Here is a 15010-nt window from a genome sequence, read left to right on the forward strand (position 1 = left end):
GTCCAATACCAGCGTCCATCAAGATGCGGGTCTGGCTGCCGCCCGGCAGACGTTACCGTTGCAGCTAAACGGCAAAGTGGGTTTACCGCCAAAGTCGTTAATCGTGGTGACGTGAGGCGCCGTAAAGTGCGAGCTATTCACCATTGCCGTTGATTTTGGCGCGACCATTACCGACTGGAACCCCTTCGCTACGGCCATGTTCGGCGCTGGCGTAATGCCAATCACCGTCATGTAATAAGGCGTCGGATTCTCCACGCGATATCCGCCGTTTACCTTCTGCAGCACCAGCTGGTTATCCCAACGGCTATACTTCTCCGGCAGGATGGCTTTTGGCCGATAGAACAACTTTATTTTGGTGTGCAGCGCTAGCTGCATCACGTTAGGCCGATCGCTTTTCGGCGGAACTTCGCGCACGTTAAAATAAAAAAGGCTCTCTTTATCCTGAGGCAATAACGACGCATCCGGCATTGCATTGATGCGCATAACGCTTTTACTCTTTGCCTCAAGCCGCTGTAGCGGGGGTACCACGACCAACGGACCGCTTATTTTTTTCCCCTGCTCATCCTCGATCCATCCCTGGGCCAGGTACGGCATTGATGCGCTGTCGTTAGTAATGTTCAGGGAAATACTCTTCTCCGAACCGGGAAAAATCGCCCGCGTTCTGTCCAGGGCAATCGCCGCTTCTGCACCATTGAGCAGTCCAGACGTCAGCGTTCCCAGCAGAATAGCCATCACCGTTTTGTTTACTTTCATTCCATCACCATTCACTTTCTCAGCCGCGAGATATCGGTTTGCATGGCAGTAATAGCTGCTGTGCAGGGATGACTCGAGGCAGTACGACTTCACACCGGGCAGAACCGCCCCAGTGCACGGTTAAATGTTCATCCGGGTTAACGCCGGTCAGCCAGGCTAATCCGCCATCGCTGACCATTCCCAGCTCTCGCTCTTTAGCGTTATGAACCGTCGCGCCAAACGGTGGATGACGGCCATCTTCCTGGCTGAGGATGGCGACCACTTTCGCGCCCTTTAACACATCGAAACGGCGGAACCCAATGGCACCTTCGGTAAGCGCCAGCTCAGCAATAGGCGAGCCAGAAGTCTCCACGTCGTCTGGTAAGCGATTAACATCAATTTCGGCACTGGTGCGGAAATAGTTCGGCACGCCAGGGATCACGGCAATACCAAAGGCGTTGCTGTAGCCCTGATAGCCCACAGGTACTCCGCTCACCCCGTCAGTGCTGATCATCATCCGGGTACCGCCCTGCACCCCACCGGAGTGCAGCGCCACACCTTCAGCCGTAGCGGTCATTCCGCCGCTGGCAGAGATACCAAAAGAGGTATATTGGCTTTGTGCCCAGTTAAAATTGGTGGTGACATCGGCCATACTGCCAAGGTGCGAGTAATAGCCGCTCATCTGACTACGCGTTCCTTGCCCGCCGCCCATGCTGTTACCGGCATTAATGCGGTAATAATCATTATTTTCCAGACGATCGCTCCAGCTGGCGTTTTGCGTATAGCGGTCGCGATTAATGCTTCCGTTATAGCCAACCGTGCCTGAACCAAACGGCATGGTGAGCGAGATATAGGCGGTGTCATCCTTACGTCCGTTAAATTCGCTGCGCGCCGCGTTGAGCGATAACGAAAGATGTCGCCAGTCGCCGAGATCAAAATATTTATTGAGAGACACGCTGTAGCGATCGGTCGCCGGTCGGTTCCAGTAAGTCTGATGCGACCAGTTAATACTCGTGGAGAGGCGTAGATCCTCAAAATTCTTGGTCGCCTGGATGGTATACAGCTCTTTACTATTACCGATATAACCTTCCCGGTAGCGAATATCTAAATACTCACCCATGGTGAGATAATCGCGCTCAGAGAAGCGGTAGCCTGCAAACGTGACTTCACTACTGAGTTCATCAAAACGTTTGGAGTAGCTGAGTCGCCAGGATCGTCCGTGACGGTTTTTATCCCCCGGGAAGCGGGCGCTGGCATGGGTAACGTCAGCGGACAATGTGCCATAGACACTCATATCCCTGCCTGCCCCAAAGGCCACGCTGTTGTAGTCCTGCGAGAAAATACCGCCGCCGTACACCGACCAGGCATTCGTCAGGCCCCAGGAGAGCTCACCGGTAGCAAAATAAGGTCCCTGAGTACTATGGCGATAATCCCTTGGGCGACCCGTGGTCATTTTGTAGCGAAGCTGGCCGGGACGCGTCAGATAGGGAACCTGAGCCGTATCCACGGAAAATGTCTGAATCGATCCATCCTGTTCTTCAACCCGCACATCCAGCCTGCCGGTCAGGGCGCTGCTCAGTTCCTGAATACGGAACGGCCCCGCAGCAACGGTACTTTCATAGATCACTCGTCCCTGCTGGGTGACCGTAACCTTTGCGTTCGTCCGCGCAATACCTGAAACTTCCGGGGCATAGCCGCGCAGTTTTGGTGGCAGCTGGCTTTCATCGCTGACCAGCGATAGCCCCGTGTAGCGCCACGAATCGAAGAGATCGGAAGTGAGATAATCCTCACCGACGGTTAGCTTTGACATGATGCCCGGCAGCGCGCGATAGGCGTAAAACCGGCTCCAGTCAAAATTACGGGTGGTGCTATTTGGGCGTCCAGTGGTGTTGTAATAGCTTCCCTGGTAATCCCCCCTTAAGCGCCACGGACCAAGGTTAACCCCGGTGGTCCCGCTAACGCTGGCACTCTGGCTTTGATTGCCGCGCCGCGGAAACGTGACGTTCGTGTTGAGGTTGTAATCAAACAGCAGACCGGGAATACCGTCTTCCCAGCGGGAAATGGGTAACCAGGACGCATCCTGATACTCCAGCCACGCCTGAGGAACGGAAATTTGCAAGGAGGATTCGGACAGATCGCCACGCAAGACAATACCTTCAAGCGCAGTGAAATCGGCACAACGACTGCCATCAAGCCACTGAATCATTTTGAGCGCATCTTCACGCAGCCCGAGTAAGTCGACTTGCTCAGGCGTCAGGCAGGCTTCAACAACCAGTTGATCGTCGCGAGTTCTTTCAACGAAAGTGATATCCTGATCGGAAATCCCATGTTCGTTAAGGCGCATGCTCAGCGTGTAGGTCCCGGGCATAATATATCCAGCCCGAGAAAAGCGGGATAAATCGATATTCTCACGGTCCTCTGAGTCCAGAATATCCACATTAAACTCTACCGCCACAACGGGTGATGTAGAACCAAAAATGGCAATAGCAATGTAAACGCCCAGACGCCGCAGGTAATAAGCTGGTGGTCTGTTTTTTTTCATTTTTTAAAATCCATTTATTGCCTACCAGAATTCACCAGTGGGAAAGTTTTTATTACGGCGAAAAATGAATGAGGAGGAATAAAAGCCCCTGCCATTTAATGACGCTGCAACTTACTGGTAAGTCACCATAAAGCGAATAATTCCGTACCAGTCACCTTCCGACAACGATTTTCCGCCGCGCACCAGCGATAATAAATAACGCAATTCATTATTATCATTTTGTAACATGACGGCAGGCATCGGAATTCCGTCTTGCGCCACATCGCCGACCTGGCTATGAATACGTAAACCAAGCCCCTGAGCGTCGCCATAAACTTTAAAAATATCGCGACGAAATACTTCCGTTTCCCCACTAAAAGTAATGTTGACGCTTTGCCATAAACCGCCATCACTTCTTTCCAGTGAACAGTTTACCAGGCGAACAGCGAAGGGTTTAATAATCGCTTTACCTTCCTGGTCAAGGTCATTATAAGAAATTACCCCAAATGGTATTTCCTGCCAGATATCATCAGTATGGATAGAGCAGGCTGATTCCTGAATTTGACCATTCATTGTGACGAGCCCCATGCCTTGCTCGGATGCCACAGCAACTGAAGATATTCCCAATAAAAGACTTGATGTCAGGAAACGCATAATTTTTACCATGACTGTGCTCCTGAATATCGGGCTGCAGACGCAGCCCGAATAAAACTACTTGAGAACAGGCGATGACTTATTGATAAGCCAGGGTAAAGTTAGTCACGGCTTCAAAATCACCCGGAGTGACATTAGTCACTGACGCAATTTTTTCCAGGTAAGCGCTAAAGCTCAGGGTGTTGTCGCCAATGCCAAGAATGCGTCCGGCAGTCGGCTTATCTAAAGTCACCATCGTGCCTGAGTAATCCTGAATTCGAACGCCTGCGCCAGCAGCCTGACCGGTGATAGCCAGCATGGTCATGTCATTAGGAACGTTACCGCCATTGAAGGTGACAGTGACGGTGTTATACATCGGGTCACCGTTTGAATCCTTCTCGAAGGAGCAGTTTTCCAGTTCAATGTCGAACGGACGAGGAGTAGAGATGCCGCCGTTATCCAAATGCGTATTGGAAATCTGACCCAGTTCGATACGCTGATCGCCGTAGCCATTTTTAATAGAGCATGGAGCATCAATAATCGAACCCCAGAAGGTGACCTTGCCGCTTCCCTGATCGGCCTGAGCTGCGAAAGAGGCGACACCCATAGTGAGAACAACAGCAGATGCAATTTTGCTAATTTTCATAATACATTCCGTTATATTAAAAGTTACTGGATAACCATCCTGAAAATAACTCTCGAAGGTAATAAATCGTATATATAGAAACCAAGGCCTCGATATATATCCTCTTGAGTTACGTATATTCCTGACAGCAAAATCATCCTATCGCGAAATATCTTAAGATTAAACATATGCACCTGCTGAAACGATCATTACGAGCTAATAATTTTACATAAAAACATTCAACAGGATAAAATCCTGTCTGCGTAATTTAATACGACAAGGTGTGTGAAAATATTACTAATAATTTAAAATAAACTATTTGTACATTTTAAAAAGATCGCACAGATAGTTATAAAAAAATAAAAACAGTTACTTATCATTACTTTACATGAAAACACAACCTCTTAAACACATTCAGATTCATCCATAAGAAAATTCCTAACGTATCCTGGAAAGAGGCAGGTTTAAAAAACGAATAATCCTATGAAATGGATGGTCGAGGTATAAAGAGAAAAGCAAGAGGGGCGATATTTTTACCATCTGGTCAAAAATCCACCTTGCGGACGAGGTTACAATATAGATATGTGGTTAAGGTGATGATGATCCACAACAAGAATTTCTGCAGATACTCGAGTCGGGGCGACAAGATATAAATTGTTATCCTGTGACCGGCCGCTGAGTGAAACCGCTCAGCGATCCGGGTTTAGTCACTAACAAACGAGGAAGTTAAACCCGTATATTATGGAGTGTTATTTGGCCTGTTAGTTGTTATTCTGCTGAATTGTTGTCCAGAAAAGTATCATTCAGGATTGCTGATGCGATGTAAGCTGATCTGGTTACAACGCCCTTCTTGCCGCCTCACCCTCCAGAGCAAAAACACGGAGAGCGGCAAATCCATTATTCACACCTGCCCTGCAGGTGTTTTTTCCACAGGGAGATTTACCGTGAGATTTGCATCAGTACCTTTCAATCAAAATCAGGTGGGATGGCCGCTTAATGAAGAAGATCTTTATCGCCAGCCCTCGCTGAGCGGCGACATTAAAGCTGACTGGGTGGTTATCGGTTCCGGCTATGCCGGGGTAAGCTTTGCCCGCAGGCTGGCCAGCATCAACCCGCAGCAGAGCATCGTGCTCATTGACGCAGAATGCGCTGCGACCAGCTCCTCGGCGCGGAATTCCGGCTTTATTATCGGCCTGCCGCATAATATCGGCAGCTCTACCGCCGAGTTGAAAAAGGCGCAGGACTATCGCGCTCTGCTGCAGGAGGGGATCCGCCTGCTCGATGACACGGTGACCAAACACCAGATCGATTGCGAATGGGAAAACGTCGGGAAATACCACTGCCAGATAGATCCGTCCAGCGAAGCCATTATGCAGGAGTACGTGGATAACCTGCAGCTGATGCAGGAACCTTACAGCCTGCTGAACGGCGAAGAGCTGTATCAAAAGCTGGGAACTCGCCTTTACAGCAAAGGGATTTACACTCCCGGCTGCATTCTGGTGAATCCGGCAAAACTGATCGCGGGCCTCGCGCGCCATCTGCAGGATAATGTCACCGTGTTTCACCAGACCCCGGCGCTGGCTCTTCACCAGGAAAACGGCGGCGTCAGGGTGACGACCCTGCAGGGCACCATCCGCGCCGACCAGGCGATGCTCGCCACCAATGCGCTCTCCCGCGAGCTCTCGCCAACCGTGAGCCGCCAGGCGTCGATGGCGACCTACGCCAGCATTACTGCCCCGCTTACGCCCGATCAGCGCCAGCGTCTGCCGGCGATGGAGAGCTGGGGATTAACCCCGGTCAATGCGATCGCCGGGGCCACCCTACGCTATACCCACGATTATCGTTTTCTTGTCCGCCAGCATGTCGATCCGGCATTGCGCGGCGTGATTACCGCCGGACAAACCGCTAACGCCGCAAGACAGCATCTGGCGCTGTTCCATACGGCCTATCCGCAGCTGCAGGATGTTCCTCTGGAGCGAACCTGGTCCGGGACCATCAGCGTCACCCGCAACGGCGCGCCGGTCTGGGGGCGTCTTGCGCCGCGGATCTGGACTGCGGGGGGCTGTAACGGCGCCGGCGTATCAAAACAGACCATCGCCGGGACGCTGCTTGCCGATCTGGCGATGGGCCAGGACAACCCGCTGATCGCCGCGATGCAGTCGCTCGGCCAGGCCAACTTTATGCCGCCCTCCCCGTTCCTGGATATTGGGGTGGCGGGCGCGTTATGGAAAGAGCGTTATATGGGACGTAAAGAGATGCCCGTATAGTCACTACGGGCGGGTGACTGACAGGTTTCACCGCGCAGGCGTGAAACCTGTTACTCAGGCTAATCCGGAATCACTTCATCTTTTCGCAGGGTCAGCACCTCAAACCCCTCGGCGGTGACGGCGACGGTATGCTCCCACTGGGCAGACAGTTTTTTATCGCGAGTGACCACCGTCCAGCCGTCTTTCCTGGTTTTTATTCGGCTATCGCCCTGATTAACCATCGGTTCAATGGTAAACACCATCCCCTCCTTGAGCACGGCGCCGGTGCCGGGTTTGCCGTAATGCAGCACCTGCGGATCTTCATGCATCTCTCTGCCAACGCCGTGGCCGCAGTACTCCCTGACCACGCTGTAGCCATTACCTTCAACATAAGTCTGGATCGCATGGCCGATATCGCCCAGCGTCGCCCCCGGTCTGACAACCTTAATGCCCTTCCACATAGCTTCATAGGTTTTCTGCACCAGCCGACGGGCCAGCGGTGAAACCTCGCCAATCAGATACATTTTGCTGGAATCGGCAATCAGCCCCTCTTTCTCCAGCGTAATATCCACGTTCACGATCGTGCCGGATTTCAGCAGCTCGCTTTCCTTTGGCATGCCGTGACAAACGACTTCATTGATCGAAGTATTGAGCACATAGGGAAAATCGTACTGCCCTTTGCTGGCCGGGCGCGAATTCAGGTCGTTGACGATAAAATCCTCCACCCGATTGTTGATGGCCATGGTGGAGACGCCGGGCTGAATAAAGCTATCCAACATGTCGAAGACCGAGGCCAGCAGTTTGCCGGCATGGCGCTGGCTGGCGAGCTCCTGCGTGGTTTTAATGGGAATTGATAGCATTGATCACCTCCAGCAACCGGTCAGAGCCGGACTTGAGCATCATCAGCTTGATTTGCTGATGGTTAAGTTCGGGATAGAGCTCGCTCATCATCCCCAGACGGATCCAGTACTCCGCCTGGGCGTTGACCGAACGCGACATCGCCTTACTGGCGTCACGAATATCGTCGTGCAGCAGATCTGAAATTTTTACAATACCCATCTATACGTACCATAACGATTTATATATGTTTCGTATATTACGCCTGCGGACGCAAGCGTCCAGTTTTTTCTGCCTCGGCACCTTTTGCCGTTGCCGACAGCGATCGTGTTGACTGAAAAGAGCAGCATGATGCGCGGCGAAAGCCACACCCAGCCGTGTTGCATGAAAGAACGGCAGAGGAATAAGTGTAAGCAGATTAGGTTTTTTATTTGGTCTTCGAAAATTCTCTTATTACTTTCTCTAACCCCTGATTAAATATTCTTATTACGATATCAATTCCATTTATTTTTGATGACCTGAACTTAAGAGTGCGATATAAAACCACGCAAGATTTAACTTTTTTATAACAGAGCAAAGGCTAAGTAAATGAAACAGGTCGGCATTATTGGTTGGCGCGGCATGGTAGGTTCTGTATTGCTTCAACGCATGGTTGAAGAAAACGATTTCCGTGATATCGCTGCACATTTTTTTAGTACCTCCAGCGCGGGGACCGTTGGCCCAACTATAGATGGCGAGAGTTATATCCTTAAAGATGCGAATTCAGTCAGTGAACTCGCCGATATGGATATTATTATCACCTGCCAGGGCGGCGATTATACTAAAACCATTTATCCCGCACTTATTACGCATGGCTGGCAGGGTTATTGGATCGATGCGGCATCGGCGCTTCGCATGGATGAAAAAGCCTGTATCATTCTCGATCCGGTTAACCGTACCCATATCGATCGGGCAATCCAACAAGGGCTAAAACTTTTTGTCGGCGGTAATTGTTCGATTACCCTCAGCTTGATGGGGCTCGCCGGCTTGCTCAAGGCTGACCTGATCGAATGGATGAGCGTGATGACCTATCAATCTGCATCCGGCGCTGGCGCTAAACATGTCAGAGAATTAATCGCGCAAAGCGCCTGGGTGAGCAATCATTTGTCGGCAGAGGAATTGACCAGCTCCGGCTCAGTCCTTCCTTTAGTCAATAAAGTCAGCGAACTGATTAACAGCGCGGGCATGCCCGTCCAACACTTCGGCGCTCCCCTAATGGGAAGCATCATTCCCTGGATTGATGCCGATTTAGGCGACGGCAATAGCCGCGAAGAGTGGAAAGGCGAAGCAGAAACCAACAAAATTCTGGGCTTGCCCCGCGGAACTATTCCCGTGAACGGTTTATGCATTCGGGTTGGCGTCATTCGCTGCCATAGCGCAGCGATTACTTTAAAATTAAAGCGTGAAGTCAGCGAAGCTGAATTTGCTGAATTAGTGGGTAATGCCCATCCCTGGGTTAACTATGTCCCCAATAATAAAAACGACAGCGTCAGCAAATTAACCCCAGCCTATATCAGTGGCTCGCTGCAGGTAGGCATAGGCCGTTATAAAAAAATGGCCCTGAATAATGAACCTGTATATTCGGTACTCACCGTTGGGGATCAGCTTTTATGGGGAGCGGCGGAGCCTTTGCGTCGTATGTTAAATATCTTGCTTAATCGCGTTTAATTCTTCTGCGGCAGGCGTTTTAATACCAGAATGGTGGGCAGGGAAATATATTTATATATCGGTTCCACCACCGCGGCATCCTGTGCCCCGGCCTGTCGCCGTCAAACCCACAGCGAGGCTCTGCTTTCACCACAGTTCCGGCAACAAGGCCAGCGCGTCAGCCACCAGCGTGCGCCTGTCGTTGCCGGGCTTCCAGATGGTCACCATCGTTTGGCCGATCCCCTGATTACCCACTTCAGTCGGCAATTTTTTGACGTTTTTCCACCGCGCCGCATTCATGTGCGTCGGCAAAAATCCCCAGCCGCAGCCCTGTTCAAGCAGGGCGCGCAGCATCTCCTGTTCGTTGGTAAAAATGGTGCGCCCTGAAATCTGCAGACGGCGGGCCACGGGCTCGTCAGTATCCGGGTGCATAATCACCTGCGGTGCCAGCGAAAGTTCCAGCAGAGAAAGCGGTTGTTTAGCGGCGGGAAAAAGCGCTTCGGAGGCGTAAAAATCCATCTCGATTGACCCCAGGGCGCGCCACTCCATAGCGTCGCCCACGCTGCGATGTCGCGCCTGGCAGATACCCAGGTCGGCCAATCCACTCGCCAGCAGCCTTTCCGCCTCGTCACGCGAGGCGTTAATCAGGCTCAGACGAACGTTGCGCCGGGCCATGGCGCCAATCAGCGCCTGTAACAACGTTCTGGGGGTAAAGGGATCGTAGGCCAGCGTAATATCCTGCGTGGCGCTATTCGGCACTTCTTTGGCAAAGGCTTCAAAGGCTTTGACCTGGCGCATCAGCAGGTGCGCCTGACGCTGCAGCTGTTCCCCCTCCGGCGTCAGCAGCAAGCTGCGACCTTGACGCAGAAACAGCGCATACCCCAGACCATCTTCAAGGAACTCAATCAAATCGCGAAGCGTCGTGCGGTCCTTGCCCAGCTGGCGCGCCGCTTTCGCCAGGCTTTTGCACTCAACCACAGCAGTGAAGGCTTCCAGTTGGGCAAAAGAATACATCAGGGTCGGCATTGTGCTCTCCACTCGGTTATTCGGGGGGATTTTCCCCCATGAGGCGTTTTTTATTATAGGCCGCATTTTTTTAAGCTAAACGCCTTCCTGAGCTGAACGAGAAAAAATATGAAAAACAAAGTGGTTAATCGTCGCCTGCTGTCCAGTGTTGTCATCACCCTCTGCAGCGGCCTGCTGGCCCCCATCGCGCAGGCCGCCTGCCCCGGGACCGAACTTAGCGCGTGCCCTGCTCCCTTTGATGCACAGCTTCCGGATACCCATAAAATGCTCACCTGGAGCCAGACCGACCGGGTAATCGGCTTTCGTAACGACTACCGCAATTACGCAGGCGATGTGTTTCATCACGGTCATGCCGTACCGTTGCAGGCTGCAGCGAAACGGTTAACTCACGCCAGCTATCAGGTTAATGGCCACACCTGGACCCTGCAGGATTATCTGCAGCGCCAGAACGTCAGCGGCATGCTGGTGCTGAAAAATGGCAAAGTTGCCTGGAAATATCTGGCGGAAGGCAATACCGACACCACCCTCTGGACCTCGCGCTCGGTGGGCAAATCCGTGGTTTCCACGCTGGTGGGCGTGGCGATTAAACAGGGCAAAATTCACTCGCTTGACGATCTTGTCACCCAGTATGAACCCGACCTGAAAGGCACCGCCTGGGAAGGCGTGACGCTGAGGCAGCTGATTAGCCACACCTCCGGGGTGGCGTGGAATGAGGACTACACTAATCCGCACTCTGACTTCGCCCGGCTTACCGAGTGTGAAGCCAGACCCGGCGCCTATGACTGCGTACGTCAGCTGGTGTCCGGCCTGCGTCGGGCACATCCGGCCGGAGAGAACTGGTCTTACTCCTCCGGCGGCGCCTGGCTACTGGGTGATGTCCTGGAACGCGCCACCGGTATGACGCTGGCGGCGTATCTGGAGAAAAGTATCTGGCAACCCTACGGTATGGCGAGCGATGGCGTGTGGCATGCCTATACAAAAGGTGAGCACGACGTGGGCGCGCATGGCTTTAACGCCACGCTAGAAGATTGGGGGCGCTTCGGTGAGTTCATCCTGCATAACGGCGTGTTGCCGAACGGCGAGCAGATCTTGCCGGAAAACTGGGTCGCCGAATCATCAAACTGGACCCGGGCGACAGGTTCAGTATCCGCGGCACATCCAAACGGTCTCTACGGCTATCAGTGGTGGAACAATGAAGTGCCGGCCAATGCCAGCAACGTTGAGCCCGCTCCGCAGGCATCCCTTCAACATTCGCTGTGGGCGCTGGGGATATTTGGTCAGATGATTATGGTCAATCAGGCGGAAAATCTGGTCATCGTGCAGTGGTCGACCTGGCCGCAGGCTGAACCCTCCTTCAGCGCCCAACCGCTTGAGGCGTCGCTGATGTTTAGCGCGATAGCGAAGGCGTTACGCTAATGCCGGTTTAAAACTGTCGCTCTTTTGCAGACCATGAGCGAAGTGAGCTCAACCATTTTTAAACGATTGGAAGCCAGCCTGCCAACGGCAAAGCTGCTGCGGTACGCTGGCTATCATCTGCCTGTCGCTGGGGTGGCAAGCCGGTAATATAAGGCGGATCAGCGCCCTTTCTCGATCGTGCAGTTCCACTGCTGACTCACGCTACTCTGACTGGTGGCGATCTGTAGCGACAGGCTGGCGTCCAGAGTATGGGTGACGCTGTATTCAAGGACCACGTCATCAAGATCGCGCGCGACGCGCTCAATGCGAAACAGAGGGCGCCCGGGTTCAATATTCAGCAATCCCGCCGTGCGGATATCGCAGCACACCGGCGTATAGCGTTCGGTCGCGTTAGCCGGCGAGTAGCCGAATGTTTCCCGCAGCTGTTTATAGAGCGATCGGCTGCCGTCCACGTGACTCAGGTCGTTATAAATTCGGCCGTTAAGCCAGGTCAGCACGTGGCCGACCGGCCGCTCCCCCTGCACGAGTAACCGCTCCAGACGCATCAGTTGGCTACCCAAATCGAGCCCCATCTGTTCCGCTACGTGGCGGTCGGCCATGGTTGAAATCAGCGACAGCACCTCCACTTCTATCGCGCCGGGAGCAGCAAAGGTGGTCAGTACGTCCGGCAGGTCGGTGTAGTATTTTTGCAACGCATCGCGGTTGATAAACGTGCCTTTTCCCTGCTCGCGATAAACCATACCGATGCTGGCCAGCGAATCTATCGCCTGTTTAATCGTGCCGCGCGCCACCTTGAACTCCCCGGCAAGCAGCAGCTCGCCCGGGAGTTTATCGTCATAGGTAAAAGAGAGGATCCGCTGCAGGATAACGTCTTTTATTCTTAAATAGAGAGGGAGTCCATCCGACTCATACATACTTGCGCTCCAACTCAGAGATAGTGTATCTGGCTCCTGTATGCGCTCAGTATATCCTGATTTATCTCCTGATTACCGTCTATGTTTGCGCTGGCGAGGACCGGCGGCGTGCGCGCATTTTCCAGCATAATTTCGCAAATACGCAGTACCAGGCTGTTGGCGATGGCCGCACCCATGATGGTGGAGAGCGGCGCCACTTTCTGCGCCAGCCCCGGCAGGCTCACCGCCGCATCGCCATACTCGCAGTGGTTATCAAGGGTGATATCGGCAATGTCTACCAGCAGTTTACCGCTGGAGTGGCGGGAAGAGACTCGTGCTGCCGTCGCCAGGCTGGTAATGGCGATAACCCTGGCTCCGCAGGCTTTTGCCGCCAGCGCGACATCGATCGTAATCGCATTTCGCCCCGACACTGAGTGAATCAGCAGAGTATCGTCGGCCCTCAGCGGCGACTGTTCAACCAGCACGCGGCCAAGATTTTCCACATTTTCCACCGCGCTGGTAAGGGTTAACGGCCTGACGTTAAGCATCAGCGCAGGGGTAAAAAGCGGGTTGATGATGGCCAGACCGCCTGCCCGATAGCTCATCTCCTCCGCCAGAATACCGGCGTGGCTGGCGCCAAAGACGAAGATATTGCGCTGCGCCAGAATGCTGTGGGCCATCATTTCTGCCGCCCGGTTCAGCTCATCGGCGCGCTGTTCAAGCAACCCCAGCTTCTGGCGGATCTGACTGTAATACTGTTTCAGTGCCTGGCTCATAGACTTCCTCCTGATATCAGAACGTCAGCAAGCGGGTCAAAAGATGGATTAACGGCGCGAGGACAAACATATCGCTATCGCCCGCCCACAGCGCCGTATCCGGGATCGTGTTGTTGATAAAGCCGGTCACGCAGAAATATTGCCCCCAGGCGACCACCGTTGAGGTGATAAATCCCGCCAGCAGCGCGCCTTTATAGCCGCCGGTGATATTGCCGAAGACCCCTGCCGTACCGGCATGGAAGAAAATGACGATCATGCTGGGAATAAATACGTAGCCGGTATAGCGGCCGATCAGGGTCAGCCACAGCAACGATCCCACAAAGGCGCCGACGAACCCCAGCACCACCGCATTTGGCGCAAAGTTGAACAGAATCGGGCAGTCCAGCGCAGGTTTGGCCCCCGGAACCAGCCGCGAGCCGATGCCGTTAAACGCGGGCACCATTTCACCAATAAACATCCGCACCCCGAGCAGCACCACGGCGATGCCCCCGGTGAACATCAGCGATTGTTTAAGGGCATAGATGTAGAAGCTCAGGTCGCCGGATTGCGCAAGGATCTCCGCCGTTTTCGGGGTGCCTTTGATTTGCAGAATAAAGGTGCCGATAAAAAACAGCAGCGCCATGGTTAACGCGGTCACCACGTTGGAATCGCGCAGAAAACCGAGCTTTTTAGGAACTTTGATATCTTCGGAACTGATTTTATTACGGGCGAAGATCTGGCCGAAAATGGCCCCCAGCAGCGCGACCGAGGCGGAAGTATGCCCCAGCGCCACGTTATCGTTGCCGGTAATTTTCCGTACCCATGGCTGAACCAGCGCGGGCTGCAAGGTCCAGTACAGTCCCATGATAACCGTCAGCATGAGCGTCAGCTGTAGCGCAGAAATAGCGGGCTCGGTGTTCACCATCACCCCGGCAAATATCATGGTGGTCCAGAACATCATGTGTCCGGTCAAGTAGATATATTTAAAGCGCGTCAGCCTGGCCAGCAGTAGATTGATAGCGAAACCGCCGGCAATGGCGATCGTCACGCTGCTTCCGTAGCGTTCGCTAAAGCGCGCCTGACCGATAATATTGGTCAGATTCATCGAGCTGAGGCCGAAAACTTCGGTCCAGATCGGCTGAAAGATCAGTAGCGCGGAAACGATAATCCCGGCCCCCGCGCCGATGATCAGAAAGCCCAGAATGCCTTTCAGGGTGCCGGACACAATGTCTGCCAGCGATTTTTTCTGCAAAACCAGTCCCAGCAGCACGATCAGGCCAATTAAAATCGACGCCTCACCAAATATGTTGATGGTGATCCAGCGCAGGACGCCAAGAAACTCGCTCATGTTGGCTCTCCCGCGCGCAGAATGTGCGCCTGGGTCAGCGCCGCGGTGATTTCTGCGTTATCAATGTAGTTGTTTACTACCACCACCGGGCAGGAAAGATGCTTCAGGTTGTCCACCAGTTCAGCATTGGTAATGACGACATCGGCGTTGGCCGAAGCGGCGGATGAGACATCCATATGTTCCACGGAGGCCTGAATCCCGTGCTGCTTTAATACCGCCTCAACGTTCATTTTTAAAATCAGGCTGGAGCCCATACCTAAACCACAGACTGTCAGAATTTTCATCGCTATTC

Annotated in this window: 14 protein-coding genes; 3 read left to right on the forward strand and 11 right to left on the reverse strand. The window is 53.2% G+C overall.

All coding sequences use genetic code 11. The features are described 5' to 3' along the window. Positions 1 to 18 precede the first annotated feature (18 nt). The 4 genes from ACSIPU_RS01790 to ACSIPU_RS01805 all read right to left on the reverse strand — a co-directional run bounded on the left by ACSIPU_RS01790 (position 19) and on the right by ACSIPU_RS01805 (position 4532). Positions 19 to 753: a fimbria/pilus periplasmic chaperone gene (locus ACSIPU_RS01790; protein WP_016808933.1), complete on the reverse strand. Its 735-nt coding sequence runs from the start codon at positions 751 to 753 to the stop codon at positions 19 to 21. Between the two features lie 19 nt (positions 754 to 772). Beyond that, positions 773 to 3274 (reverse strand): fimbria/pilus outer membrane usher protein, encoded by a 2502-nt coding sequence (locus tag ACSIPU_RS01795; protein ID WP_023320979.1) that lies wholly within the window; start codon positions 3272 to 3274, stop codon positions 773 to 775. Positions 3275 to 3385: 111 nt separating this feature from the next. Further along, positions 3386 to 3919: a fimbrial protein gene (locus ACSIPU_RS01800; RefSeq protein WP_004113138.1), complete on the reverse strand. Its 534-nt coding sequence runs from the start codon at positions 3917 to 3919 to the stop codon at positions 3386 to 3388. Positions 3920 to 3986: 67 nt separating this feature from the next. Further along, positions 3987 to 4532: a fimbrial protein gene (locus ACSIPU_RS01805; protein ID WP_016808930.1), complete on the reverse strand. Its 546-nt coding sequence runs from the start codon at positions 4530 to 4532 to the stop codon at positions 3987 to 3989. Positions 4533 to 5455: 923 nt separating this feature from the next. Between ACSIPU_RS01805 and ACSIPU_RS01810 the strand changes: the two genes are divergently transcribed. Further along, positions 5456 to 6778: an NAD(P)/FAD-dependent oxidoreductase gene (locus ACSIPU_RS01810; protein ID WP_196557562.1), complete on the forward strand. Its 1323-nt coding sequence runs from the start codon at positions 5456 to 5458 to the stop codon at positions 6776 to 6778. A gap of 59 nt (positions 6779 to 6837) precedes the next feature. Here ACSIPU_RS01810 and map read toward each other — a convergent pair whose 3' ends face one another. Beyond that, the gene (gene map, locus ACSIPU_RS01815; RefSeq protein ID WP_196557561.1) at positions 6838 to 7617 is read right to left on the reverse strand and encodes a type I methionyl aminopeptidase; all 780 of its coding nucleotides are present in this window, start codon (positions 7615 to 7617) and stop codon (positions 6838 to 6840) included. Continuing rightward, positions 7598 to 7816 carry a ParD-like family protein gene (locus tag ACSIPU_RS01820; RefSeq protein ID WP_004102160.1) on the reverse strand — a complete coding sequence of 73 codons (219 nt, stop codon included), beginning with the start codon at positions 7814 to 7816 and terminating at the stop codon, positions 7598 to 7600. Before ACSIPU_RS01820 ends, map begins: the two co-directional genes overlap by 20 nt. Before the next feature lie 366 nt (positions 7817 to 8182). On the opposite strand from ACSIPU_RS01820, the gene asd reads away from it, so the two are divergent. After that, the gene (gene asd / locus ACSIPU_RS01825; protein WP_196557558.1) at positions 8183 to 9301 is read left to right on the forward strand and encodes an aspartate-semialdehyde dehydrogenase; all 1119 of its coding nucleotides are present in this window, start codon (positions 8183 to 8185) and stop codon (positions 9299 to 9301) included. 126 nt (positions 9302 to 9427) lie between these two features. Here the strand turns inward: asd and ACSIPU_RS01830 are convergent, their stop codons facing one another. Further along, a complete protein-coding gene (locus ACSIPU_RS01830; protein WP_049593115.1) occupies positions 9428 to 10306 on the reverse strand; it encodes a LysR family transcriptional regulator in 879 nt (292 codons plus the stop codon). Positions 10307 to 10414: 108 nt separating this feature from the next. On the opposite strand from ACSIPU_RS01830, the gene ACSIPU_RS01835 reads away from it, so the two are divergent. After that, a complete protein-coding gene (locus ACSIPU_RS01835; RefSeq protein WP_023329728.1) occupies positions 10415 to 11722 on the forward strand; it encodes a serine hydrolase domain-containing protein in 1308 nt (435 codons plus the stop codon). A gap of 158 nt (positions 11723 to 11880) precedes the next feature. Here ACSIPU_RS01835 and ACSIPU_RS01840 read toward each other — a convergent pair whose 3' ends face one another. Genes ACSIPU_RS01840 through ACSIPU_RS01855 form a run of 4 tightly spaced genes read right to left on the reverse strand, consistent with a single transcriptional unit; the run spans position 11881 to position 15002 of the window. Further along, the gene (locus ACSIPU_RS01840; protein ID WP_004102164.1) at positions 11881 to 12636 is read right to left on the reverse strand and encodes a GntR family transcriptional regulator; all 756 of its coding nucleotides are present in this window, start codon (positions 12634 to 12636) and stop codon (positions 11881 to 11883) included. A gap of 14 nt (positions 12637 to 12650) precedes the next feature. Beyond that, on the reverse strand, positions 12651 to 13391 hold the full coding sequence (locus ACSIPU_RS01845; protein WP_024274197.1) for a sugar isomerase domain-containing protein: 741 nt from the start codon (positions 13389 to 13391) through the stop codon (positions 12651 to 12653). Positions 13392 to 13407: 16 nt separating this feature from the next. Beyond that, entirely contained in the window at positions 13408 to 14718 is a 1311-nt protein-coding gene (locus tag ACSIPU_RS01850) for a PTS ascorbate transporter subunit IIC (protein WP_196557556.1), read from the reverse strand. Next, the gene (locus tag ACSIPU_RS01855) at positions 14715 to 15002 is read right to left on the reverse strand and encodes a PTS sugar transporter subunit IIB (RefSeq protein ID WP_004102167.1); all 288 of its coding nucleotides are present in this window, start codon (positions 15000 to 15002) and stop codon (positions 14715 to 14717) included. The genes ACSIPU_RS01850 and ACSIPU_RS01855 overlap by 4 nt, the downstream gene beginning before the upstream one ends. Positions 15003 to 15010 lie beyond the last annotated feature (8 nt).

The organism is Klebsiella sp. HN106, assembly GCF_051209435.1.
Classification (GTDB): Bacteria; Pseudomonadota; Gammaproteobacteria; order Enterobacterales; family Enterobacteriaceae; genus Klebsiella; species Klebsiella oxytoca.